Here is a 24757-nt window from a genome sequence, read left to right as displayed (position 1 = left end):
ATGTTGAAGGCTTTACTGTTGTTGGTATGCTCATCGTCAGTTTTATTCCCTTCTTTCGCTGAGGAAGAAGTAAATAAATACATTAAAGATTATTCATTTTACGCAATAATTCAAGGCGCTCCAAAGTACGATGCAAAAGGTATTGTTTACCAATTAAAATCTGACCCATGTGTTTATGTTGAGTCATTCAAAAAAAATAAAACCAAACGTTTTTGTAAATTAGGTGATAGCGGTTTAGATTTGGAAAAAGATTACCCTACAATTTACGTCGATGGATTATATGAAACTTGGGGAAAGGTTCGTTTTGACGTCGCAGCACCGTGGAATGAACAACATTGTAAAATTGATGTGTATGAACTAAAGATAGCTTGTAAACCTAGAGGGTAATAGCAACTAGTGGAATTGATTTAATTACACTAAAAGATATAAAAAGAGGGCTTTAGCATATTCTGAAGGTAAAGCCCTTATAACAGCCAAAAAATTTTTGACAGGCAAGATTCCGGTTTTTAGTCTCTATAATTGAATCTGAATGATGGTTTTCGTTTGGATGGTTAATGATCGCGAGCTAATCATATTAAGGATAGGTAATTATGACAACGAAATAACTAGACGACCTTGCAAAGTTAGCAGAAAAAGATTGAAATATCAATAATATACCCTCTATTTTAGTCAAGTTCTCACTGCATATTAACCACCATTGAGGTTATTGGACAAACTTGCTTTTTTCACTGCCCTATAGGTGTCTTTAACCGTTATTCTGTTCATTTTTATGAAGGGAATGACTATGTCACTTCACTTTATGAGTTAAATTCGCTGTGATTTAAGCTAAGTTATGGCTAATCTAGATTGTGTTTACTCACCGATAAACGCTAAACGAGTGCGAGCTTAATAGAAAGCAGAATAGCTTGCTTACCATGATCTCAATTGGGTAATTAATGGTGGCAGGTTTAGTATTAAAAAAATCCCTTTGTTAGTAGGGACTTTTTCTGTGATAAATGCTCAACATACCTATCTAGCCTGTTACTCACTTACGGCCTATAATTCCGGCAGTCAGTAATAACCACCTTCCGGGTTATGAACCTGAGGATCGTCTTTGATATATTCAAATCCGACTTCAAACTCGTGATTATCCATAAAATCAATAACCTGCATTGTATGTTGTTCGCGATCAATACTGATGATGTGGCCATCGCCTTTTTTACTGGAAATCATCATTCCGGTATGTAATTTTGACAGATCCATAAAACCTCCGACTCGAGACTGTTCTATTAATTATAGACACCATTGGCAAACTACAAATGCTGCGGTGCAACAAACGATCTAATAATGCATCTGCGATCGTCGTGTTACTTATCCTGTTGTAGCACTCACTTACCGGCAATTGACTCACCATTTTTACGTAACGCTACGTGAACTCAGAATCTGTAATCGACATCCTAAATCTATTTTACGTCGATTCGCTCCAAGTCAATTACTTAAAACCCGATGAGCATCTCCGGTATGAGATTTGGCTCAGTCATGCCCGCTCCTTTAGGTATATTATTCTATATTGTTCCATATTGAAATGTAGGTAGTGGCATTTTGTTTCAATATGAAACCGGAGGGGCTATTTTATGAATTTTTGTGACTGAAGTTAAATTAACAGCTAACACAAACAAACAAACAATCTTTAATTGTGGGGACGATCGAGCTTATTGAACGCAATATCATAAAAAAGTTTTCTTTAATAAATAGATTGGTTAATTTGGTCTTACAAATAAAAATTATTCTATAAAGTGACGTTTAAATTATTTTCTCACTTAGATTAGCATGTTGATTTAAAAAACGACTCAATGTGGCAGTTATTTTTAATAACCAGAATAATACTGGTGAGTGATGATGAATTATTTATCTAGACGTGATAGCTGTGTCGTATAAGCAAAGCATACAGGCGTTTTTTAATTTTGTTTTCTCGTTTAAATACGAAATGTCGGTTATAGAATTAACAACTAATTTAAAATATAAAAATTAATTGGTTATAATCATAAAAGGGTAAACTATGTACATTTTAAAAGATAATTTTAGTCAACCTAGCGACAGAATAATAACATTGAAAAATCAAATGCGTGACGCTGTCCCACGTGTAGAAGCAAGCCGGGCATTATTACTTACAGAATCATACAAAGAAACTGAAGATAAACCAACCGTTTTACGTAGAGCAAAAGCTTTTGAAAAAATACTAAATGAAATTCCAATAATAATAAGAGATGAAGAATTAATAGTAGGAAGTCAGACTATTGAACCTAAATCATCTCAAGTGTTTCCTGAATTCTCGCATAAATGGATTGTTGATGAATTTGAAACGATGGATAAAAGAAGCGGAGATGCTTTCCAAATAAGTGACGAAGTAAAAGAACAACTGAAAGATGTTTTTAATTACTGGGAAGGTAAAACAACATCTGAATTAGCCATTTCCTATATGACAAAAGAAAATATAGAAGCATTGGAAGAAAATGTATTTACAGTGGGTAATTACCACCTTAACGGCATTGGACATGTTTCGGTCGATTATGCCAAAATTCTAAAAAAAGGTTATCGAGGTATCATTGAAGAAGTAGAAAATACGATGGCAATGGCTGACAAAACAGCACCCCATTATTTAAAACAGAGACCATTCTGGGAATCGATAATTATATCTTGTAATGCAGTTATCAAGTATGCCAATCGATATGCAGATTTGGCAAATGAAATGGCAGCACAGGAAAACAATACTCGTCGTAAAGAAGAGCTTTTAATTATTGCTAAAAACTGTAAAAAAGTGCCTGAATATGGTGCGTCAAACTTTTATGAAGCCTGCCAATCTTTTTGGTTTATCGATATGGTTATCAGCATCGAATCAAATGGTCACTCAATATCTCCGGGTAGATTTGATCAATATATGTATCCTTATTATGAAATGGATACAAAATCAACAGATTTTGATATTGATAAAGCACAAGAATTAATTGATTGTATCTGGGTAAAATTTAATGACCTTAATAAAGTAAGAGATGCGATTTCTACAAGAGCTTTTGGTGGCTATCCATTGTTCCAAAATCTAATTGTAGGTGGTCAGACCAAAGATGGTAAAGATGCGACTAATGATCTTACCTATATGTGTATTGATGCGTCTGCTCACGTACGATTATCTGCACCTTCTTTTTCGGTGAGAATCTGGAATAAAACACCTGATGAACTTCTTATGAGAAGTTGTGAGCTTAGTCGACTCGGAACTGGTATGCCTTCCTACTACAATGATGAAGTCATCATTCCTTCCCTTGTCAATAATGGACTCACTCTAAAAGACGCCAGAGAATACGCAATAATCGGGTGTGTTGAACCTCAAGTTCCAGGAAAAACGGAAGGGTGGCATGACTCTGCATTCTTTAACCTAGCCAGACTTCTTCAAATTGTAGTTGATAATGGCATGTCTAACGGGAAACAAATAGGGCCAGAAACAGGCGAATTTACAGAATTCTCTTCAATGGAAGAAATTATAGACGCTTATAGAAAACAAATGGAATTCTTTGTATACCAACTTATAAGCACTGACAATGTCATCGATCTAGCGCATGCAGAAAGAGCACCTTTACCATTCTTATCTTGCATGGTTGACGACTGTATTTCTACGGGTACATCCCTTCAAGACGGTGGCGCACACTATAACTTCTCTGGTCCACAAGGCGTCGGTGTTGCCAATGTAGGCGATGCCTTTGCCGCGATCAAATATCTTGTCTTTGATACAAAAAAACTTACTTTAAAAGATCTAAAAGAAGCTCTTGCAACAAACTTTGGTGACGATGCAGAAAATGCAGAAGATAAAAGAAAGCATGAAGACATAAGACTACTTATAAAAAATAAAGCACCGAAGTTCGGTAACGACATTGATGATGTAGATGAATTAGCCAGAATTGGTGCTTTGATTTATTGTGAAGAAGTCGAAAAATATACAAACCCTAGAGGGGGCGATTTCCATGCGGGATTATACCCGGCAGCGATCAATGTATTACTTGGCGATCTTATCGGTCCTTCTTTAGACGGAAGAAAAGCTCACGACCCTTTAGCTGATGGTGTATCTCCTTGTACAGGTGCTGATACCAATGGTCCTACTGCAGCAGTAAATTCAGTTGCAAAATTAGATCATCATATTGCATCTAACGGCACTCTACTTAACCAAAAATTCTATCCAGGATCAATTAAAGGAACTAAAGGGCTACAAAATTTAGGTTCTTTATTAAGAGGTTATTTTGATCAAAAGGGGCTGCATATACAGTTTAATGTAGTCGATAAAGAAACGCTAATTGCGGCACAAGAAAATCCTAACGAATATAAAGATTTGGTCATCCGTGTAGCGGGTTATAGTGCTCAGTTTATTATTTTGGACAAACGAATCCAAGATGAAATAATCAGAAGAACAGAACAAGAATTCTAATATTAATAGGTAAGGACAATATTCCGCACCAACGTATTGCCATTTATTTAAAAACGTTAATTTTTACATTTAAGTAATTTAAAAATAATGCATTTAAGTTTAGTGTCTATATAAATCAGGTGCGGGATTAAATTCGTGTCGAATATTAGAATGATGATCAAAGGAATCCGTATGTTACGAGAAGATAGATATAATAAAAATAAAGAGGGTACCATCTTTGATATACAACGTTTTTCTATCAATGACGGACCCGGAATAAGAACTATCGTATTTTTAAAAGGTTGTCCTCTTAAATGTAAATGGTGCAGCAACCCTGAGTCTCAATCAAAAGATATTCAAATTACATTTAATAAAAGTAGCTGTATTAATTGTGGTAAATGTATAGATGTCTGCCCTCAAGGTGCCATTAGTTTAGATGGAAACAATAAAATAGATAGAGATAAATGTGACAATTGTGGTCTTTGTGTAGATAACTGTTATAGCAATGCACTTGTGAAAATAGGACGGAAAATTAAGGTAGAAGAGCTGTTACAAGAATTAAAAAAAGACAGCGTACACTTTAGACGTTCTGGCGGTGGCGTTACTTTATCGGGCGGTGAATTACTTGGACAAGCAGATTTTGTAGCCGAAATTCTAAAAGGTTGTAAATCGATGGGTTGGCATACTACTTTAGAAACGACTGCGTTTGCCAAAAAAGAAGCGGTTGAGAAAGTTATTCCTTTAGCCGATTTGGTTCTTTTAGATATAAAACATACCAATAATGACATTCATATAAACCATATTGGCGTGGGTAATAAAATTATTCTTGAAAATGCAAAACACATTTCAATGATATCAAAGGAACTGATTATAAGAGTGCCCGTTATACCTCATTTCAATTGTGATAATGAAAGTATAAATGCAATTGCTTCGTTTGTTAAAACACTAGAAAACGTCATAAGGGTAGATTTACTCGCTTATCATAATCTGGGGAGTTCTAAATATCAAAATATTGAAATGAAATATGAGATGGACAGTGATATCGCAATACCCACTGAGAATATTATGAATGAATTCAAAGAAGTGTTTGAAAGTTTTGATATGAAATGTGTGATTGAAGGGTGAGATTATACATTTATTTCGATTTTAAATATAAATTATAAAGGAAGTATTATGAGATATTATGATTATTTGATGCCAAGTGTGAATTTTTTTGGTCCTGGTTGTTTAGAAGTGATCGGGAAAAGAGCAAAAATACTGCATGGTAAAAAAGCGCTTATAGTGACAGATCAATTTTTATATTCTTTGGAGGATGGTCCTGTAAAGAGAACGATTGCTTACCTTAAAGAAGAAGGCATTGAAGCCGTTGTTTTCGATCGCGTAGAGCCTAATCCAAAAGACACGAATGTATATGATGGTCTTGAAGTATTTCAAGCCAATAATTGCGATATGATTATCTCTATAGGCGGTGGCTCTCCTCATGATTGTGGTAAAGGGATCGGCATTGCTCATACGCATAAAGGATATGTTTGTGACTATGCAGGGATCGAAACGTTAACGAACCCACTACCGCCAATTATTGCCGTAAATACCACGGCCGGAACGGCTTCTGAAATAACCAGACATGCTGTTATTACAAATACAAAAACAAAGATGAAATCTGTAGTGGTTAGTTGGAGAAACCTGCCTCAAGTATCAATAAACGATCCATTGTTAATGATCGGAAAACCGGCCGCGCTTACTGCCGCGACAGGAATGGATGCGCTTACTCATGCGGTAGAAGCCTATGTATCAAAGGATGCCAACCCAGTAACAGACGCCACCGCAATACAATCTATCAAATTGATAGCTGGAAACCTTAGACAGGCCGTTGCTAATGGTGAAAATCTTAAAGCAAGAGAAAATATGGTTTATGCTTCTCTTTTAGCGGGAATGGCATTTAATAATGGTAACCTTGGTTATGTTCATGCCATGGCTCATCAACTTGGTGGTCTATACGACATGCCTCATGGTGTTGCAAATGCAATGCTACTACCTCATGTTTGCCGTTATAACATGATTGCAAACCCTCAAAAATTTGCTGATATAGCAGAATTTATGGGTGAAAATATCGAAGGACTTTCAGTGATGGCCGCTGCTGAAAAAGCCATTGATTCATTATTTTCACTATCATCTGAAATTGGTATTCCGACCAGCCTTAAAGAAGCAGGGATCAAAGAAGAAGATATACAATTAATGTCTGAAAATGCATTAAAAGACGGTAATGCCTTTAGCAATCCTAGAAAAGGGAATGTAAAAGAGATAGCTGAAATATTCAAAGCTGCATTCTAAATGTGACGAAAGGCTGGAAGTTTCCAGCCTTTTAGTAAGCCAAATGAAGTTATTAATGTAAGGCGCCACGGAATGGTATTCGCCGTGTGGACCTCGTGATTAATTGCTAAATATTAAGCCTTAGATTTGACTCAACTTCATCGATTAACGATAGCGGAACTGCTTGTTCGGTAGCTAGCGCACGCCATGTAGATACGTGCTGTGTGATTTCGTCGATGGTTTCATCTATGAGTTTTTTAGTAAATAGGGGGCTTAGTGTACTCAGACTATAGAAGTCACTACGCTCAAAATGGTCACGCTTACCGTTGAGTGTCATCCAATGGCAACTTACCCAATGACTATCTGGCTTGTATGAGTATGCAATGTCGTAAGCGGGAGAAAGAGACCAGACTCCGGCATCGTTCATCATGAATCCAAAGTTCTTTGAGTGGTCGTCATGGTTGCGCGATATAATATTAAAGATTAAGCGCCTCAATAGTTGCATAGCCTCTGGCGCTTTCAATCTTAGTTGACGGACGACTCCAAACAATTCCTCATACGAGAATGAACCTGCTTGTTTGTAGCTAACATGTGCCATTGCATTCAGGGTCTGCACATGTACGCGCTTGTTTCCGATTCTATCGAAACGTTGAGTGATAAAGTGGCGACGATCCCCTTCGTTCAAGAGTTGAGTTGGCATCATATCAATACCGCAAAGCTTATTTGCCATGAGATAATACGTATATTCCATCGCGCCGTAACCTAACGGATCACCAAATGTCTCTTTGTTCTTGTTGTGCTCACTGACACCATCAAATTTCATTAAGTAATGAGTAAATCCTTCAGGAACTTCAACTTGCCCGGAACGCACTTCGCTAAAATCCTTGTTAAATGCTAAAACCGCTTTAGGTCTAGCACCACCGGCGCTCATTCCTACAGACATAAGCTCTAACATGGCGTCTTTGTCTTCACGGCCAGCATGATCAAGTTCGATTCCAAAGTCTTGTCTCTCAGAAAGAATGTTTTGAGCGACAGAAACCAGAGACTTGATTTCTATCTCTTGCGACTTATTGAAAGAGTTACCGTATCTCTTTGGCGGGGAGTAAGACAATGCACCCATACCTCTCGCGCCAGTATACTTTAGGCGCTCAAGCGGGGTTATCTCACTGGGTAATCGTCCGTTTCGGGCTACCCAAGCATTAAGGACTGTATTACCGAAATCATCTGGTAAAGAATCGGCCAAAAGCCCCGAAAGACCTTTAAAGGTGGCGTGATCGATTGATGGGAATGAATAAATCTTCTTGGAGAGTGGCATCATTAGCGGAGAGAGTTCAATGCCACTCGAAATGAAGCTAGGATCGTATTCAAACGCGCTTTGTTTTGTCACTGGGTCGTAACTGGCTGCGCCGACAGCAAGGTCGTTATAACTGACCTCAATAACTTCTTTTACCATCCTAGGTTATCCTCGTTTACGGGTGCTTGTTTTTGTTGTTCTCTTGGACTAGATGCTCTTTTTCGTTCATTCCCATGGAGTTGGGCAAGCTGAACCGGCGACACCTGGGTTGCCGGAAGAAAAATATCTATTTGATCAATAACGTCCAGTGCCTGCATAATAATGACCATGGTTTCGAGTGAGCATTGCCCATTCTCAGCATTGGCTATCTTTTTACGGGTTAATCCAGCGTCTTTTGCGATTGATGCTTGGGTTTTGTTCGCGTTAAGGCGGTAGGTTTTTAGTCTTTCACCAATCACCGTAGCGATTGCAGGTGCTGTCATGCTTGAATATCTCATATCAACCCTTTAATGTTCTCTTATGTGCTCATTATAGGTTAAAAATGACCTTAATGCTCACTAAATGGTACATTAGTTTAATTTATTTTAATGTCCCATAAATCACTCATTAATAGCTTGAAATACAACTAATGCTCCATATATGAATCATTACATGCAATCCTTATCCGATCACAATTTCAATTTCAGCATTACATTATGGTCAGTTTAAACAGCCAAAAAAGGATAGGGCGCTTGCACCAAAAATTTATAAACGTCTATTAAAAGTCATGATTTTACGGAGTTACACATATAACTGTATATAAACACAGTTATATTTAGATCTCCGTATAATCGAGACTTTTTAAGTGTTATTGATAATAAAATCAATAGTATAGATATTTTACGTGACGCTACGTGAAATCTTAATCAGTAACTAACATCCTAGTTAGTAAATTTAACCTAGGATCGATTCAAAATAGCATCTTGAATTCCAATTAGTATATTCAGTATTAGATTAGTTAAATTTGAAAATTTTAATAATGCCAGTTCAGCAAAATTATATCGAATAGTTAGCTAGATTAAAGCTGAAATCATTTTAAGAACTGTAAATCTAGACTCAGCTAATAAGTGATAACGAATGAATCCATAACGAGCACTATGTAAATCATGTTGGTAATCACAAGGAAAGCTAGCTTAGATTTCACGTATCGACGCGTTTTGAATAATTGTTATCACAAGATTTTGTTGATCGTGCTTGAAAGAACTAGAATACTTGAAGTCAGATAAAAACATTAATAATCAAACGTCTAAATAGAACACGCGCTATGTGAAATCTACAGTAACTATACTGGCATAACATTTTAGATTTCACGTAGCGCACAGGTTTTTGATATCAAATTGAAGTACCAGGGACAGCATTTTGATATCAATAACAAAATTTCAAACCGGACATCTCTATCTGGGTTCATATAGCACTGCGCATAATGTATATTATGTTAAATAGGGCGTAGTGGAACTTGTAATAGATGCCTATTCTATTAATGATGTCTATATTCATGGATATAGACAAGATTGAGATGTTGTCAATTTAACACTTGGGTTATTTACCATAAAGTATATGATATGCATCTAAATGATTACATCATATTTTATCCAAAATATGACGTAATCAAATATATTCACACATATAAAACCAAACACCGAACTGACGATTGGTTTTACCTGCAGATTATAACGGTTCTAGGAGCGTTGCTAACTTAGCTTTTATATAATCCGAATGTGTTACGTAAATGAGATCGGCGACTTGTCTGATTAATGCTTCTTCATGTGGATCAATAACACCGTCCGCATAAGCTACGTGCCACATTGATTCTATAAGCACATTCCTTTGCTTGTATTCAACATTTCGAAGCTTTGACGTGAACTCATAAATTGATATAGATTCTTCACTGTCTTTGATGGCAATTGCCAATAGTTCGCTTGCTCTATCTTTGTCGATACCAAGTAGTAATGAAAGTTGATGTACTTTAGCAGCGCTTTCTTTTTCATTAATGGTGCTATCTGCGCTGGCAACTTCACACAATAATGCCGCCATTGATAATTCAAACTCCTGTGTATCTACAGCACCTGGCAACGACGTATCATTTGATAATTGCTTAAACAAATTTTGTATTGCTTTAAACATACATGTATCACTCTTATAAATAGAAGGAATTAGTCCAGTTAGTCACTTTAAGACAACAAGATAGGTAAAAAGTTGTAATCAATACCCTTCGCTTATATTAACGAATTTCTACTACTCATTTTTATATTATTGTTGATGGCTATTAATGTTAAAGTTCTTTTTATGATAATAAACAACTGTTTTTTATATCTAATTATTCAATCTCGTTGATTATTTGTTATTATCCTTGGTCACTCTATGATTTATTTTAAACGTATTCATTTGCGATGAGTTCAATTGAATTTTGAGTATAGGCAATATTATCTATGATGCCGAAAGGCGCCGTATAGAACAAAAAATAATAACAAAATAGAGAGTATCAAGCTATTGAAACCACTTAATAACAAGTTAAGGTAAAACAATGAGTTCATCACCTACAGATAAGACAAGTGCAACACCATCATTCACTAGTTTGTTGCCTATTTTGGCTTTTATCAAACCATACAAATTAATGGTTTGTTATGCCCTACTCGCATTGTTAGTTACCGCAGCGGTTAACCTATCGCTTGGCCAGGGCGTTAAATTTGTGATTGATAATGGCTTTATTGCCGGTTCAGAATCTCAACTACAGTCCGCTATTGTGGTACTCGTTATGCTTATTGCTCTTCTTGCTATTGGCACATTTAGTCGCTTTTATTTGATGTCATGGTTAGGTGAACGCGTCAGCGCTGACATACGAAAAGCGGTATTTAACCAAGTCATTAAACTACACCCGAGTTATTTTGAAGAAAATAGAAGTGGTGAAATCATGTCAAGATTAACGACGGACACCACACTGTTACAATCTATTATTGGCTCCTCATTATCGATGGCGCTTCGCAGTGTGCTAATGCTCATTGGTGGCTTAATCATGTTACTCGTGACCAACATCAACCTAACACTTTGGGTCGTAGCTTCGGTGCCTTTTATACTCGTGCCTATTTTAATTTATGGCAAAAAAGTAAGACTTCTTGCAGCAAGCAGCCAAGATGCAATTGCAGATATTGGTACCTATGCCGGTGAAATAATTCAAAATATCAAGGTCGTACAAAGTTATACCCACGAAGAAACTGAGCAAGCGTCCTTTGCGAATGAAGTGGAAAATGCATTTTCAGTAGCAAAAAATAGAATTAAACAGCGTTCATTGTTGATCGCAATTGTCATTTTCCTGACATTCGGTGCGATCAGCATTATGTTGTGGATAGGCGGCATGGATGTACTCAATGGCAAGATGACGGGTGGTGAGTTAGGTGCATTTGTTTTCTACGCGATTATGGTCGCGATGTCTGTCGCCACTATCTCTGAGGTTTATGGAGAACTGCAACGTGCAGCGGGTTCTGCAACGCGATTGTTAGAGCTGCTTGAGGTGACAAGTAAAATCCAAAGTCCAGAAGTGCCTAAACAAATTATTAATGATCACGTTAATATTATCGAGTTTAAAAACTTGGATTTTCATTACCCTTCACGTCCCAATACTGCTGCTTTAAAAGCCATTAATTTAAAAATACCAAAAGGAAAAGTGATTGCTTTAGTTGGCCCATCTGGTGCAGGCAAAACCACTTTATTTGAATTACTACAACGCTTTTATGACCCTCAACGTGGTGAAGTCCTGTTTAATAATATTAATATAAATGAGTTAGAACTGAATGAAGTACGTAAACGAATGGGGATGGTCCCGCAACACCCGGTATTGTTTAGTTCCGATGTTTGGCACAATATCCGTTATGGTGATCCGAGCGCGTCGGATGAAGCGGTAATTAAAGCAGCGAAACTCGCTCATGCTCATGAGTTTATTGAACAACTTCCTGAAGGTTATAGCAGCTTTTTAGGAGAGCAAGGGGTTCGTTTATCCGGAGGACAAAAGCAACGTGTTGCCCTCGCCCGTGCTATTTTGAAAGACCCCGAAGTATTGTTATTAGATGAAGCAACCAGTGCGCTCGATGCCGAAAGTGAGCACCATGTTCAAGCGGCTCTCGAAGAGTTAATGCTAAATAGAACAACTCTTATTATTGCCCATCGTTTATCAACGGTGATAAACGCTGACCTTATCTTGTTGATGGATAAAGGCGAAGTGATAGCACAAGGCTCGCATAATGAGTTGATTGAGTCATCTGCATTGTATCGTCGTCTATGTGAATTACAGTTCGATAACGTAGCCAATCGAGCTTAAGTTAGCTAGATCTTAATTTTTATAATGAATTAATTTGAGGCACTTGTAGTTTGTTAGCCACTGTCTACTATTAGGAAGTAAGACGTAATATCGATAACATAAATCCCTGTATCCACTTATAAAAAGAGTAGGATAATATGAATAAATTAATTTTAATGATCACGTTCATCATCGCTTCAGCTACATTCAGTGTTAGCGCAACTGAAGGACAAGGTTCCGGTGTATTGGGACCAGAAGTAAAATGCACACTACAGGATGGCACTGTAATTAACACCTACGCGCAAATTTGTGTTGCGCGTAAAGGCAGTTAGTTCACACCAGAACCACATCAAGCATCAATTAGTACAAGCTTAATATTCTTGTACTAATGAGTCATTTCATTTAACGCCGTTTTGAATTTTATGTTGTACTTGCTCGTAACCCGTTATATAAGCAGCAGGTAGCGATATAACGGGGCCAAATTTACTGTTAGCTTTCTCTTGTAATTTGATCTCAAGGTCATCGTTATTGTTTACTAATTCAGGCATAGCGAATGAAAATACCTGGTCATAAACACATAATTCGTCGCAGGTTCTAAATGTCGCGCGCTCTTGTTTAATCTTCACCGATTCCAATCCATTGATAGACACGAAACCATATTCAAAACCAAAGTCTGTGTGTTTAACTAATAAGTTGACTCGTGTATCTATCTGATGCATATCATTGCTGCTTTCTCTGCCATACAGGTAAGCGTCAGCTTTAAACAGCGCCTTTGCTGTACCCGTCTCAGGCGGGAGCGTAATTGTTGGACCTGTTAATCGCTTACCTTCCCAAGTCTGTGTTATAGAAACCATGTCTTTAAATTGTTGAGCACTCGCGTGTTGATAAGTATTCGAACAAGCCACAAGTGTGAGTGGTAATAGGAGTAGTGCCAAAGATTTTAGTTTCATCTTAATCGTCTCTTGTTATAGGTCTGATAGTGTTAATCATAAGATTGTTTAGACTGTAATATAGCGACAAAGGCAATTGAATTAATATCCAATCACCCTTTAATTTAAGTCATTATAACGTTAGCTTAGTTAGCTATTTTACCGAAGTAATACGGCTAAAGCGTTTACCGTCTGGCGATACTGTTCTTAATTCAGCAGTCGTTACATCGACAGGTTTCGTCCATGTCGTCCATGTTGAACCTAAGTCAGTACTGTATTGCACTTCTAGACCAGGGAATGCGACGTTGGTGATCAGCTTACCTGATTCAATTTTACCACCTGGTACTGGTAGGCGATATTGAACACCCGTTTTGTCTATTTTAGCAAGTTCACGCTGACCAATGATGTTCGCAAATTGATTCCACGCAGATTGTTGTTTATTTGCGTCAACAAATGTTGTTTCACCACCTTTGAACTCACGGTCTTTGACGTAATCAAGTTCCCATGACGCTTTATGCCATGCACGTTCTGCTAACGGTAAGATACGTGGGTAAACCATGTATTCAAATTGGGAGTCTGTACGCACTGTTTCACTCCAAAGTTGACCTGAAATGCCATTGTAACCACGATTTTGAGTGTCGCCTTTTATGTTGAAATTATTACCGTCACGGTCTTTAGATGTTTCGGCGTTCTGAGGTAAATTATTCGGTGAGAATTTAAATACCTTTTTGCTGTCTGTATAACGTGTTGCCCAGTAATAACCACGCTCTTTCGAGTTTACTTCGTATGGGAAATCGAAATACAGGTAGTCAGGGTGCGACTGTACTACTTCAAAGCCTTTTTCAGTCATATGGTTAGACGTGTTTGCCCCGCCCCAGTATAAAGTTTCCCATACATTAGCCACAGCCGTTAAAGGCAAGTCTTTCGCATCTACACCTTTAAGCCCATCTTGCCATAACTGCGTTTTTTCAATGCCTGCAGCGGCAATAATGTTAGCCACTTTCTTCACAAACATTGGGCCAAGATCGTGTGGTGTTTCTAAGTTGTCATCTGCCGCTATTTGCGCTACGCATTGCGGTGATTTAGCCCAAGGCATTGATTCTTTAGTTAAGTCTTTATCACCTTTCCAACCAGTGGTGCCACCAGTCTGTTCGAAACCGTTACCGAGGTGAATATTCTTGGCTTCATCACCACCCATGTGCCATGTTTTTAATGGTTGGCCCGCTGCTTGGTGCATCGCTTGAACTTCGGCGATCACTTTACCGATGAAATTATACGTGGAGTCCATACAAGGGTTTAAGATACCGTCATTGTAGAATTGAATCGTTGTATAAACAGACTTGTCATCCGGATCGGTTAAGCGATATTCAGTTGCTTTTTCGATGTCAGAGTCTTTGTATTTATTGTAGCGTGCTTCCATTGCCACAACACCTGCACGCGCATGGGCTGGCATATCGATTTCAGGAATAACTTCAATATTACGTGCCTGAGCATATTGTACTAGCTCAATATAATCCGCTTTAGTTAGGTAACCTGTACCTCGATTGTCCGACGTTGGGCCTGAACCCAACTGAGGTAATAAACAAGTTTTCTCCTCTAAATCATGACAACGTTTTGCGCCGACATCGGTTAACTCAGGTAAACCAGGGATCGCCAAACGCCAACCTTCATCATCGGTTAGATGTAGGTGGAATTTATTCATTTTATAAGCACTCATCTGATCAAGTAAGCGCAATAGTGATTCTTTACTGTGGAAGTTACGTGCTATATCAACTTCCATACCACGGTACTCAAAATTTGGCGCATCTTTAACACTTACCTGTGGAATACGTTTGTTTGATGAAAAATCAGATGGGATTAATGAAGCAATAGATTGTAACGCATAGAGTGCGCCAGCATTATCAAACGCGAGCACTTCTGTCCCTGCATCTGATATTTCAAGTGTGTAGCCACCAGATTTAGCGAATTCATTGATTAATTGTTGCGGTGCAATAGTGATATTAACAGGGTAACTACCTGCTACATTTACACCAAAGTTTTCGAATCGTTGAGTCACAGCGTCCAGTGAACTCTGTTTCATTGCTGGTGCGTTAATGTAGATGCCTGCACTTAAGTCTGCAAAGCCTGTAACTTTGTCATCTTGCCACACTGGTGTTGGAATAATTTTGTTCGCTATTGAAGCCGCAGATAATTGCGATGTCGCTTCGTTTGTATCAAAACGGGTATTCGCGTTCATCACGATGTTGTTATCGCCGGCATGTCTTTTAAGATTTTCACCCGTTAACGGTGTAATTATTTGTGACATATCTTCCGTGTCAGTATTACTGATAACCTTCGGCTGTGCATTCTCTGCGGTTACATAATAACGAGGCATTACATCTGTTTCGAATAATGACCAATATTCAGCAATGAAGTTAACATCCACTGTTGAGTTAGCGTCAAAGCCTTTAAACTCTGCTGTTGGTGTGATTTTGTGTAAATCACCGTTGATATGCTCAATGGTAAACTCTGGAGATCTCACTTCTAGGATACGTCGAATACTGTGGAAGTATATCTCCCAATCGGCTGACTCAATCGCAGAGCCACTGTTAGTGAGTTGAATTGTTGCCTCTTGGCAAGCCGCCCATTCAGCACCTAATTGCTTGCATGTTGCTGCAGCATCACCTTCAAGCTTTTGATTTACGACATAAGTTACTTGAACAGATGTAGAAATAGCGTCGACGATACTTTGTGTTGTAGCAACTGGAGATGTAGTAGTACTACAACCCGCTAATGCAACACTTAACCCAAGTGCTATCGTTGTTTTTTTCATATTCGGCCTTCCTTTGAATGAAACATTTAAACTAAAGCTAAAGTAAAACTTAATACGCACTGTAAAGTAACTGAGGTGATTTACTATCTTAAATTCCATTTCATGTGACAATTATCACTAATATAATGGGTTTTATAGGAACTTACGTGATTAATGTCATTTAAACCAAAATCTTAAAATATGATAAGCAGTAATTTATTACTGCAAAAGACTAAATGCACGTCATCACATCAATCTACCAGTTAACATATCAGTAACCATTGCATAATACAATCAAATAAAAGCAATGTTGCACACCCTTCACAAGCCTGCAAAATCAACGGCTTGAATAGGTCACCAATCTAAATGTAAATGAATTGTATTATCTACGTTTCATTTTTCCTTGGGTTTAAACTGAGTTCGCCCTATAAATTATTAGCGTAAATTAATCATTTTAATTAACGGTAAATGCGACATTAATCATTGTTTATAGTTTTTAATTGAAAATATTGTGATTTTTATCACGACTAAGAACAACTTAATTTGTTTAGCGAATTAATATGGGTAGACTTCGAGTTATTAAGTTCAATATTAATTACCGAAACAAACCAAATAGCATTTGCATCTACTAAAAGGAATTTAAAATGAATAAGTTAAGTCTTAACATGGTTGCCGCAGCAGTTTCAACTGCCTTATTGTCAGCTGGCGCTAATGCATACGTATTAGGGTCCGAAAATACAGGCAATGTTGAAGTGTACGGTGTTGTCGCTGTGTCTGCGTATGGGCATACAGGTGATGACACCAACGTTACTGATTACAGTATCGATAATGAAACCCGTATCGGTTTCCGCGGCAGCAAGCAAATGACCGACGGTATCAATGTTATCTTCCAAGTTGAATCGGGCTATACAGATGTAGATGACTGGGCTGGTGGTGGTTTGGGATTTCGCGACACTTTTGTTGGTGTCGAAGGTGATTACGGTAAAGTAACCGTTGGTCGTCAGCTTACGCCTATGTATGAAGTGGTTGATTGGCCTTTCACAAACCCTGGTTTAGGGCGTGTATTTGACCCTGCTGCAACCGGTGATATTGCTTATATGTACGACCGTACGGAATCAATTCGTTATTTCGCTCCTGCGATGGGTAATCTGAACATCAATGTGGCAACGGGTCGTGCCGGCAGCGGTGAAAATGCCCACTGGTTCGGTGGTGCAGCGAAATATAAAGCATTTGATACGATCACATTACATGCGACGTTTGAGTATGGTAATAATAGACAATCAAAAGCAGCTGTAGATGGTGTCGCAGCAGGACACAAAATTGATGAGAATGGTGTGATTGTACCTGTTGCAGCTGTAGATCCAATAGACGCAGTTGTAACGGACACTTTTACTTATCTCGTTGGTTTTGAAGTGCCGATTGCCAGTACAGGTATTAGCATCGCTGCTGCATATAAATATGGTCAGGCAGAGAATGTTGCGACCAAAAATGTTGACTCACAAGGCTCTTACTCTGTTGTTGCACAATATTGGAATGGCCCGCTGGGTATTAAATTAGGTTACGCTGCGACTGAAGACGTTGAGTCAGATGACAACTCAAATGTAAGTAAAGGCGCTTCAGTTACATCATTACAAGTAATGGGTGTGGTTAACGGCTTTGTTCCTTACGTACGTCTAGGTATGACAGATCAACTTGGTTGGGGTGCAGATCCACTTGAAGACCAAGAAATATTTGCTCGTGTAGGTCTTGAATACGGTTTCTAACAGTTCGACCCTTATATAGCAAAGAAACATAGATAACAAAAAACCAGCTGCAGATGTTAAAATTTGTAGCTGGTTTTTTAATTTTACGTACTGATATTGTTCATCACTTAGCCTGGTATTAGTTTCATGAACCGATAAAGTGATTATCTGTACTTTTATCCGTACTTTTTATCTGTAAATGGACGTTTGATCAAGACGTTATTGATTTTTAAATCTAGAATACACAGTGTATTTCATTTTCTATTTAGGTTTATTCATGAAAAAATTATCTACTAAAAAAAGTTTAGAAGTAAAAAAGAGAAATAAAATAATCTCAATAGCCGTTTTGTGTATCGCTGTTGTTATCACTGCACTGTCATTTACGTCTAAAGAGTCTATAAATATTGACCAACATCTATATAGTCAAAATGATCTTATTTTCGGCAATAAATATGCAAAAGTAACTATCGTTGAGTTCTTTGATCCTGCTTGCGAATCTTGTCGTGCTTTTTACCCTCTCGTTAAAAGCCAAATAAAGAAATATAAGGGTAAAGTTAACTTGATTGTTCGACCTGTCGCATTTCATCGAAACGTAGGCCCTGTTGTTGCCGCATTAGAAGCGACTAAAATGCAAGGTAAATTCTGGGAATCACTTGGTACTACGCTTAATTATCAAAGTCGTTGGGCTATAAATCATGTAGCCAATGTTGATTTATTATATCCATATCTTCAAGATATTGGTGTTGATATTGAAAAGCTTAAAATTGATGTTAAGAACCCCGCTATCGCAGAGAGTATGGCGCAAGGTGCCTTAGATGCTAAAACATTAAAAGTTTTAAAAACGCCTACATTTTATGTGAATGGTACTGAGTTAAAAAGGTTCGGTGCTGAACAATTAAAAGCACTTATTGCGAAAGAAGTAAGCAAGGCTTACCCAGGAAAATAACAGCGTAAACGGACACAATCTAAACAATTGGTCACAGTAAACGTAAGCATAAAAAAGCCCTCAAATGAATTGGGGGCTTTTTCAATTACGAGCTAGTCGCCTGCATAGAAATTTGTATTAATACATCAGATATGAATTAAGTATGGTATACAACCTTGATAATATGATAACCGAGATTACGTTCTATATAATATCTTAACAATGTGCCAACCATGCTTGGTCTTCACAAGATGTGGAGTAAGAATTTCAGCATTGAAACAAACCTTGTCGAAGGCTGGAACCATCGCACCTTTTCTGAACTCTCCTAAATTACCGCCATCCTTCTTACCTGATGGGCAAATCGAATGCGACTTGGCAAGCTTCTGAAAGTTTTCACCCTTCTCGAGTTTTTTCAATATTTCGTATGCTTTATCTTGGTGCTTCACTAAGATATGTAATGCTGCTGCTGTTTTCGCCATAACTAATTCAACTCTAAATAAATAATTTACAATAGAGTATTTTAACACAATCAATCCACCAATACCTATAGTCTTAATCTACCGGCACTGGCGACTGGTTATAGAAAGCGCAGAAACAACAACTAAGACCCGTTTTTAGTGCGTTAATAGTCGTTTCAAATGAAGCAGTGTGCCAATGTCAACTTATAAGAGGTATACTATTAACAATTTAATTCATCATAGCTTTCATTTATTAAAGGATAAAATCGCACATGGCAGTTCATCCAAGAGCCGGTCAAAAGGCATTAAATTCCGATCTTTGCAACATCCCTGCACTTGTTTCAAACTATTACATCAATAAACCTGATGTAACTAAAATTGCTGAACGTGTAGCATTTGGCACATCTGGTCACCGTGGTAACGCTTTTGCATCTTCTTTTAATGAGGACCATATCCTAGCGATTAGCCAGGCTATTGCTGAATATCGTCTTGAACAAGGTATTACGGGTCCTTTATTCATCGGTAAAGACACACACGCATTGTCTGAACCAGCGAATATCTCGGTTATCGAAGTATTAGTGGCAAATGGTGTTGATGTACGCGTTCAAGCGGATGATGGTTATACACCTACGCCGGTTATCTCACATGCTATTTTAACGCATAACAGTCAGAATGAAATTCAAGCTGACGGTATTGTTATTACACCATCACACAATCCCCCACAAGATGGCGGCATTAAATACAACCCGCCACACGGTGGACCCGCTGACGGTGATGTAACAAAGATCATCGAAAACCGTGCTAACGATATCATTGCCCAAGGTTTAACGGCAGTTAAACGTATTAGCTTTGCTATTGCTATCGAGTCTGCGCATTATCAAGAGATTGACTATGTAGCAGGTTACGTTGCTGATTTAGAAAACGTACTCGATTTGAAAGCCATTTCAGATGCAGGCATTAAAATCGGTGTCGATACGTTAGGCGGCTCTGGTTTTGCATATTGGGAAGTGATCGCTGCGAAATATAATTTAGATATTGAAGTCGTAAACGATCGCGTTGACCCAACCTTCTCATTTATGTGTCTAGATAAAGATGGCAAGATCCGCATGGATTGCTCATCACCTTATGCGATGGCAAGCCTGATTAACTTAAAAGATGACTTTGATATTGCCATTGGTAATGATCCAGATTATGACCGTCACGGTATTGTCACTAAAAGTGGTTTAATGAATCCAAACCATTATCTTGCTGTTGCAATTCAATACTTATTTACCAACCGTACTAACTGGCCTGTCAATGCGAAAGTGGGTAAAACGCTAGTATCAAGTTCGATGATCGATCGCGTTGCCGAAAAAATTCAACGCCCTCTTTGTGAAGTGCCGGTAGGCTTTAAATGGTTTGTTGATGGTCTGCACACTGCAGAATTTGCCTTTGGTGGTGAAGAAAGTGCCGGTGCTTCATTTTTACGTAAAGACGGTACCGTTTGGACAACTGATAAAGACGGTATAATTTTAGCCCTACTTTCTGCAGAAATTCTTGCGGTAACAGGTAAAGACCCAGCGCAGTTATACGCTGAGTTGACTACAGAATTCGGTTCACCCGTTTATAATCGCATTGATGCCCCGGCTTCATTTGAAGAAAAAGCGATTCTTGCTAATTTATCACCAGAGTCTGTTCAGGCTGAAACATTGGCCGGTGAAACAATCACGGCTAAATTAACCAACGCACCAGGTAATAATGGTAAAATTGGTGGTTTAAAAGTAACGACTGAAAATGGCTGGTTTGCGGCTCGTCCATCGGGCACCGAGGCTATTTATAAGATTTACGCTGAAAGTTTCAAAGATGAAACACACTTAGCGTTAATTTTGAGCGAAGCACAAGAAATCGTGTCTGCAGCTTTAAAAGCTTAAGGCTGTTTTGATAACAAAAAAGCCAAAAGTATCGTTTTTAAATAGGTACTATTAATAGAAAAGACTAATCACTCATTTTATAATCAGAGAGATTAGTCTTTTTTTGTTAACAAGCTACCAACAAGGCCGGTACATTATTATATCTGCTTATCATTACTGGTACACAGTGTCATATATTTTGGTCGTTTTATTAAGCACTTTTGCTTGATCATAATCAATTTGAACATGAAAATTACATTTTAAGGCCGTTTTCTATTGATCTAAATCAAGCTAAGTATAAGACTCTATTTTTAGGACATTTTTAACAATATAACAAACAAATTCCGCTGTTAATGTTACGGAAAATCGCGTAATATCCCCATCTGAGTATGACTGTCAATTTAGATTACTTAAATTTACACATATTCTTTTTGGGTATTCACGCATCAACAGATGTTTAATTATTCGTAGCACCGGAAGCAAAATATGAGCTCTCATTCACCTATAAAAATTGACTATAACTATAAAGTTGTACGACAGTTTACCGTGATGGCTGTTATCTGGGGTATTGTTGGTATGTCAGTAGGTGTGCTAATTGCAGCACAGCTAATTTGGCCTGCACTAAATTTCGATACTCCTTGGTTAACTTATAGCCGTCTTCGTCCCCTACATACCAATGCAGTAATCTTTGCATTTGGTACTTCGGCCCTAATGGCAACATCTTTTTATGTTGTTCAACGCACGTGTCAAGCTCGCCTATTTGGCGGCATTTTACCTGCGGTTGTATTTTGGGGTTGGCAACTTGTTATTATCTCTGCCGTTATATCATTACCACTTGGTTATAACACGTCAAAAGAATACGCCGAACTTGAATGGCCGATTGATATCTTAATCACCTTTGTTTGGGTTATTTATGCCATTGTATTCTTTGGTACCATTGTTAAACGCCGTACGTCGCACATTTATGTAGCGAACTGGTTCTTTGGTGCATTCATCTTGACCGTTGCTGTTTTACACATTGTAAACAGTGCCGCTATCCCATTAAATGGAATGAAATCTTATTCTATTTACGGAGGTGCGATTGATGCAATGGTTCAGTGGTGGTATGGACATAATGCCGTTGGTTTCCTGCTAACAGCTGGTTTCCTTGGTATGATGTATTACTTCGTGCCTAAGCAAGCGAATCGTCCTGTTTACTCATATCGTTTATCTATTGTTCACTTCTGGGCATTAATATCGTTATACATCTGGGCTGGTCCTCACCACCTTCATTACACAGCACTACCTGATTGGACTCAAACAGTTGGTATGGTAATGTCGTTAATCCTATTCGCGCCTTCATGGGGTGGTATGATCAACGGTATCATGACGCTTTCAGGCGCATGGCATAAACTACGCTATGATCCTATCTTACGTTTCCTAATTGTATCTCTGTCTTTCTACGGTATGTCTACGTTCGAAGGACCAATGATGGCAATTAAGAGTGTAAACGCATTATCGCATTACACTGACTGGACTATCGGTCACGTACACTCAGGTGCACTAGGTTGGGTTGCAATGGTATCTATCGGTGCTATCTATCACTTAATCCCTGTATTGTTTAACCAAGGTCGTATGTACAGCATCAAGCTGATCAACGTTCACTTCTGGTTAGCAACTGTTGGTACGGTTCTTTATATTGTTTCAATGTGGATCTCGGGTGTAATGCAAGGTCTGATGTGGAGAGCGGTAAATGCTGACGGTACATTAACGTACAGCTTTGTTGAATCACTACAAGCTTCATATCCATTCTACTTCGTACGCTTCCTTGGTGGTGTGTTCTTTGTTACAGGTATGTTGTTAATGGCGTATAACGTCTTTAAAACAATGTCTGCAGCAGATCACTCAATCAAAGCTGACGCTGACGCTGCATAGTTAGGAGATAGTTATGAAACATGAATTAATTGAAAAGAACGTTGGTCTATTAGCGATCTTCATCGTCATTGCTATCAGCTTTGGTGCGATGGTTGAGATTACACCATTGTTCTGGCAAAAAGATACCACTGAACCACTTGACACTCTACGTCCTTATACGGCGTTAGAGATGGAAGGTCGTGATATTTATATCCGTGAGAACTGTGCCGTTTGTCATAGTCAAATGATCCGTCCATTCCGTGCCGAAACAGAGCGCTATGGTGCATATTCTGTAGCTGGCGAATCTGTATGGGAACATCCGTTCCTATGGGGTTCTAAACGTACTGGTCCTGATCTAGCGCGTGTTGGTGGTCGTTATTCTGATGATTGGCACCGTGCGCATTTACTTGATCCTCGAAGTGTTGTTCCTGAGTCAAATATGCCTGCTTTCCCTTGGTTAGCTGAGAATGTATTAGACGGTTCAGAATCTGCGGCGAAACTAAGTATCTTTAAAGACTACTTTGATGTTCCTTACACAGATGCCGATATTGCTGGTGCAGAAGCCGCAGTAAAAGATCACACTGAACTAGACGCTTTGGTTGCATATCTACAATCATTAGGTCATGCATTAAAATAAGGGGATAACTTATGGATTACGGTACATATCAAGGGGTTTATACCCTTATACTCATGGCCATTATGATCAGTATTATTGTTTGGGCTTACAGCAAACGTCAAAAAAGTGCGTTTAATGAAGCTGCTAATTTAGTATTTGCTGATGAACAAGTCCACAGTGATTCACTTAATGGAGAGCAGAAAGATAAATCTGCTCATATTTAGGAGTTTATGATTATGAGTACTTTTTGGAGTATTTGGATCACAGTGATCACACTAGGTAGTATTTTTGCTTGCCTAGCTCTGCTTTGGATGTGTGATAGAAATGACACAGGCGTTAAAGAAGGCGAATCAATGGGTCACTCTTTCGATGGTATCGAAGAGTTAAATAACCCATTACCAAAATGGTGGAAATACTTATTTATTTTCACTTGTATTGGTGGTTTTATCTATTTCGCACTTTACCCAGGTCTAGGCAGCTACAAAGGTTTACTTGGTTGGACTAGTGCTAACGAGTATGAGCGTGAAGTTGAATCTGCAGACGAAAAATATGCTGCTGTATTTAACAAACTGGTTAAAACAGAAGAAAGCAACTTTACCGAATACCGTGAAATTGCTGACATCGCTAAAGACACTGAAGCAGTAAAAGTAGGTCAACGCCTATTCTTACAAAATTGTTCTCAGTGTCATGGTTCTTCTGCTCGTGGTGCGAAAGGCTTCCCTAACCTAACGGATGGTGATTGGTTATACGGTGGGTCAACTGCTAATATCAAAACTACTATCATGCATGGTCGAGCTGGTGTGATGCCAGGTTGGTTACCTGTATTAGGTGATGAGAAAGTAGCCCAAGTAACTACCTATGTTGTTGGTTTATCAGGCCGTAAAGTAAATGCACGTGAAGCAGCAGCAGGTAAAGAAGTATTCCTTCAAACTTGTTTAGCTTGTCACGGCGCAGATGCTAAAGGTATGACTATGCTTGGCGCACCAAACCTTACGGACAAAGTTTGGTTATACGGTGGCTCACGTAAAGCTATCGCACAAACTATTAGTTATGGTCGTAACGGTGTAATGCCAGCATGGGGTGATATCCTAGGCGAAGATAAAGTAATGCTATTAAGCGGTTATGTTTACAGTTTAAGTGTAAAGTAACGT

20 protein-coding genes are annotated in these 24757 nt (G+C 38.3%); 13 read left to right on the top strand and 7 right to left on the bottom strand.

From position 1 onward, the window contains the following. Positions 1 to 387, top strand: coding sequence for a hypothetical protein (locus HRT96_RS06795; protein ID WP_293154089.1), 387 nt, complete (start codon positions 1 to 3; stop codon positions 385 to 387). A 663-nt stretch (positions 388 to 1050) separates the two neighbouring features. Here the strand turns inward: HRT96_RS06795 and HRT96_RS06790 are convergent. After that, positions 1051 to 1242: a hypothetical protein gene (locus HRT96_RS06790; protein ID WP_112712778.1), complete on the bottom strand. Its 192-nt coding sequence runs from the start codon at positions 1240 to 1242 to the stop codon at positions 1051 to 1053. A gap of 796 nt (positions 1243 to 2038) precedes the next feature. Here HRT96_RS06790 and HRT96_RS06785 point away from each other — a divergent pair. From HRT96_RS06785 to HRT96_RS06775, 3 genes are all read left to right on the top strand, one after another. Next, the gene (locus HRT96_RS06785) at positions 2039 to 4450 is read left to right on the top strand and encodes a glycyl radical protein (RefSeq protein ID WP_293154081.1); all 2412 of its coding nucleotides are present in this window, start codon (positions 2039 to 2041) and stop codon (positions 4448 to 4450) included. A gap of 171 nt (positions 4451 to 4621) precedes the next feature. Continuing rightward, positions 4622 to 5554, top strand: coding sequence for a glycyl-radical enzyme activating protein (locus HRT96_RS06780; protein WP_293154078.1), 933 nt, complete (start codon positions 4622 to 4624; stop codon positions 5552 to 5554). A 48-nt stretch (positions 5555 to 5602) separates the two neighbouring features. Then, entirely contained in the window at positions 5603 to 6760 is a 1158-nt protein-coding gene (locus HRT96_RS06775) for an iron-containing alcohol dehydrogenase (protein ID WP_293154075.1), read from the top strand. 106 nt (positions 6761 to 6866) lie between these two features. Here HRT96_RS06775 and HRT96_RS06770 read toward each other — a convergent pair whose 3' ends face one another. From HRT96_RS06770 to HRT96_RS06760, 3 genes are all read right to left on the bottom strand, one after another. Then, a complete protein-coding gene (locus tag HRT96_RS06770; protein WP_293154072.1) occupies positions 6867 to 8192 on the bottom strand; it encodes a type II toxin-antitoxin system HipA family toxin in 1326 nt (441 codons plus the stop codon). Next, on the bottom strand, positions 8186 to 8530 hold the full coding sequence (locus HRT96_RS06765; protein ID WP_293154069.1) for a helix-turn-helix transcriptional regulator: 345 nt from the start codon (positions 8528 to 8530) through the stop codon (positions 8186 to 8188). The genes HRT96_RS06770 and HRT96_RS06765 overlap by 7 nt, the downstream gene beginning before the upstream one ends. Positions 8531 to 9740: 1210 nt before the next feature. Next, complete coding sequence (locus HRT96_RS06760) at positions 9741 to 10196, bottom strand: TerB family tellurite resistance protein (protein ID WP_293154066.1); 456 nt, start codon at positions 10194 to 10196, stop codon at positions 9741 to 9743. 400 nt (positions 10197 to 10596) lie between these two features. On the opposite strand from HRT96_RS06760, the gene HRT96_RS06755 reads away from it, so the two are divergent. Together HRT96_RS06755 and HRT96_RS06750 are read left to right on the top strand one after the other, a co-directional pair. Next, positions 10597 to 12384: an ABC transporter transmembrane domain-containing protein gene (locus HRT96_RS06755; protein WP_293154063.1), complete on the top strand. Its 1788-nt coding sequence runs from the start codon at positions 10597 to 10599 to the stop codon at positions 12382 to 12384. A gap of 137 nt (positions 12385 to 12521) precedes the next feature. Further along, positions 12522 to 12695: a hypothetical protein gene (locus tag HRT96_RS06750; RefSeq protein WP_293142476.1), complete on the top strand. Its 174-nt coding sequence runs from the start codon at positions 12522 to 12524 to the stop codon at positions 12693 to 12695. Positions 12696 to 12761: 66 nt separating this feature from the next. Here the strand turns inward: HRT96_RS06750 and HRT96_RS06745 are convergent, their stop codons facing one another. Beyond that, positions 12762 to 13313, bottom strand: coding sequence for a hypothetical protein (locus tag HRT96_RS06745; RefSeq protein ID WP_293154060.1), 552 nt, complete (start codon positions 13311 to 13313; stop codon positions 12762 to 12764). A 133-nt stretch (positions 13314 to 13446) separates the two neighbouring features. Further along, a complete protein-coding gene (locus HRT96_RS06740; protein WP_293154057.1) occupies positions 13447 to 16104 on the bottom strand; it encodes a beta-N-acetylhexosaminidase in 2658 nt (885 codons plus the stop codon). A gap of 623 nt (positions 16105 to 16727) precedes the next feature. Between HRT96_RS06740 and HRT96_RS06735 the strand changes: the two genes are divergently transcribed. Then, positions 16728 to 17846 (top strand): porin, encoded by a 1119-nt coding sequence (locus HRT96_RS06735; RefSeq protein ID WP_293154054.1) that lies wholly within the window; start codon positions 16728 to 16730, stop codon positions 17844 to 17846. Positions 17847 to 18102: 256 nt separating this feature from the next. Further along, complete coding sequence (locus HRT96_RS06730; RefSeq protein ID WP_293154051.1) at positions 18103 to 18771, top strand: thioredoxin domain-containing protein; 669 nt, start codon at positions 18103 to 18105, stop codon at positions 18769 to 18771. A gap of 176 nt (positions 18772 to 18947) precedes the next feature. Here the strand turns inward: HRT96_RS06730 and HRT96_RS06725 are convergent, their stop codons facing one another. Next, entirely contained in the window at positions 18948 to 19229 is a 282-nt protein-coding gene (locus HRT96_RS06725; RefSeq protein WP_006033961.1) for a peptidylprolyl isomerase, read from the bottom strand. 251 nt (positions 19230 to 19480) lie between these two features. On the opposite strand from HRT96_RS06725, the gene pgm reads away from it, so the two are divergent. From pgm to ccoP, 5 genes are all read left to right on the top strand, one after another. Beyond that, on the top strand, positions 19481 to 21118 hold the full coding sequence (gene pgm / locus HRT96_RS06720; RefSeq protein ID WP_293154048.1) for a phosphoglucomutase (alpha-D-glucose-1,6-bisphosphate-dependent): 1638 nt from the start codon (positions 19481 to 19483) through the stop codon (positions 21116 to 21118). A 465-nt stretch (positions 21119 to 21583) separates the two neighbouring features. Next, positions 21584 to 23011, top strand: a complete 1428-nt coding sequence (gene ccoN, locus HRT96_RS06715) for a cytochrome-c oxidase, cbb3-type subunit I (RefSeq protein ID WP_293154045.1) — start codon at positions 21584 to 21586, stop codon at positions 23009 to 23011. A 13-nt stretch (positions 23012 to 23024) separates the two neighbouring features. Continuing rightward, positions 23025 to 23627, top strand: coding sequence for a cytochrome-c oxidase, cbb3-type subunit II (gene ccoO, locus HRT96_RS06710; protein ID WP_293154042.1), 603 nt, complete (start codon positions 23025 to 23027; stop codon positions 23625 to 23627). 11 nt (positions 23628 to 23638) lie between these two features. Beyond that, the gene (locus HRT96_RS06705) at positions 23639 to 23830 is read left to right on the top strand and encodes a cbb3-type cytochrome c oxidase subunit 3 (RefSeq protein ID WP_293135830.1); all 192 of its coding nucleotides are present in this window, start codon (positions 23639 to 23641) and stop codon (positions 23828 to 23830) included. A 12-nt stretch (positions 23831 to 23842) separates the two neighbouring features. Beyond that, positions 23843 to 24754, top strand: coding sequence for a cytochrome-c oxidase, cbb3-type subunit III (gene ccoP, locus HRT96_RS06700; RefSeq protein WP_293154040.1), 912 nt, complete (start codon positions 23843 to 23845; stop codon positions 24752 to 24754). The last annotated feature ends 3 nt before the right edge of the window (positions 24755 to 24757 follow it).

The sequence above is a fragment of the Moritella sp. genome (assembly GCF_013215705.1).
Lineage (GTDB): Bacteria > Pseudomonadota > Gammaproteobacteria > Enterobacterales > Moritellaceae > Moritella.
Note: the sequence above shows the minus strand (reverse complement) of the source record. Positions and strands in the feature narration are given on the sequence as shown.

What these genes read in the sequence shown, in the direction of transcription:
- ccoO (WP_293154042.1), top strand. Translation starts at nt 23,025, where the DNA reads ATGAAACATGAATTAATTGAAAAGAACGTTGGTCTATTAGCGATCTTC.
- HRT96_RS06760 (WP_293154066.1), bottom strand. Translation starts at nt 10,196, where the DNA reads ATGTTTAAAGCAATACAAAATTTGTTTAAGCAATTATCAAATGATACG.
- ccoN (WP_293154045.1), top strand. Translation starts at nt 21,584, where the DNA reads ATGAGCTCTCATTCACCTATAAAAATTGACTATAACTATAAAGTTGTA.
- HRT96_RS06730 (WP_293154051.1), top strand. Translation starts at nt 18,103, where the DNA reads ATGAAAAAATTATCTACTAAAAAAAGTTTAGAAGTAAAAAAGAGAAAT.
- ccoP (WP_293154040.1), top strand. Translation starts at nt 23,843, where the DNA reads ATGAGTACTTTTTGGAGTATTTGGATCACAGTGATCACACTAGGTAGT.
- pgm (WP_293154048.1), top strand. Translation starts at nt 19,481, where the DNA reads ATGGCAGTTCATCCAAGAGCCGGTCAAAAGGCATTAAATTCCGATCTT.
- HRT96_RS06705 (WP_293135830.1), top strand. Translation starts at nt 23,639, where the DNA reads ATGGATTACGGTACATATCAAGGGGTTTATACCCTTATACTCATGGCC.
- HRT96_RS06750 (WP_293142476.1), top strand. Translation starts at nt 12,522, where the DNA reads ATGAATAAATTAATTTTAATGATCACGTTCATCATCGCTTCAGCTACA.
- HRT96_RS06740 (WP_293154057.1), bottom strand. Translation starts at nt 16,104, where the DNA reads ATGAAAAAAACAACGATAGCACTTGGGTTAAGTGTTGCATTAGCGGGT.
- HRT96_RS06795 (WP_293154089.1), top strand. Translation starts at nt 1, where the DNA reads ATGTTGAAGGCTTTACTGTTGTTGGTATGCTCATCGTCAGTTTTATTC.
- HRT96_RS06785 (WP_293154081.1), top strand. Translation starts at nt 2,039, where the DNA reads ATGTACATTTTAAAAGATAATTTTAGTCAACCTAGCGACAGAATAATA.
- HRT96_RS06790 (WP_112712778.1), bottom strand. Translation starts at nt 1,242, where the DNA reads ATGGATCTGTCAAAATTACATACCGGAATGATGATTTCCAGTAAAAAA.
- HRT96_RS06775 (WP_293154075.1), top strand. Translation starts at nt 5,603, where the DNA reads ATGAGATATTATGATTATTTGATGCCAAGTGTGAATTTTTTTGGTCCT.
- HRT96_RS06765 (WP_293154069.1), bottom strand. Translation starts at nt 8,530, where the DNA reads ATGAGATATTCAAGCATGACAGCACCTGCAATCGCTACGGTGATTGGT.
- HRT96_RS06725 (WP_006033961.1), bottom strand. Translation starts at nt 19,229, where the DNA reads ATGGCGAAAACAGCAGCAGCATTACATATCTTAGTGAAGCACCAAGAT.
- HRT96_RS06755 (WP_293154063.1), top strand. Translation starts at nt 10,597, where the DNA reads ATGAGTTCATCACCTACAGATAAGACAAGTGCAACACCATCATTCACT.
- HRT96_RS06780 (WP_293154078.1), top strand. Translation starts at nt 4,622, where the DNA reads ATGTTACGAGAAGATAGATATAATAAAAATAAAGAGGGTACCATCTTT.
- HRT96_RS06735 (WP_293154054.1), top strand. Translation starts at nt 16,728, where the DNA reads ATGAATAAGTTAAGTCTTAACATGGTTGCCGCAGCAGTTTCAACTGCC.
- HRT96_RS06745 (WP_293154060.1), bottom strand. Translation starts at nt 13,313, where the DNA reads ATGAAACTAAAATCTTTGGCACTACTCCTATTACCACTCACACTTGTG.
- HRT96_RS06770 (WP_293154072.1), bottom strand. Translation starts at nt 8,192, where the DNA reads ATGGTAAAAGAAGTTATTGAGGTCAGTTATAACGACCTTGCTGTCGGC.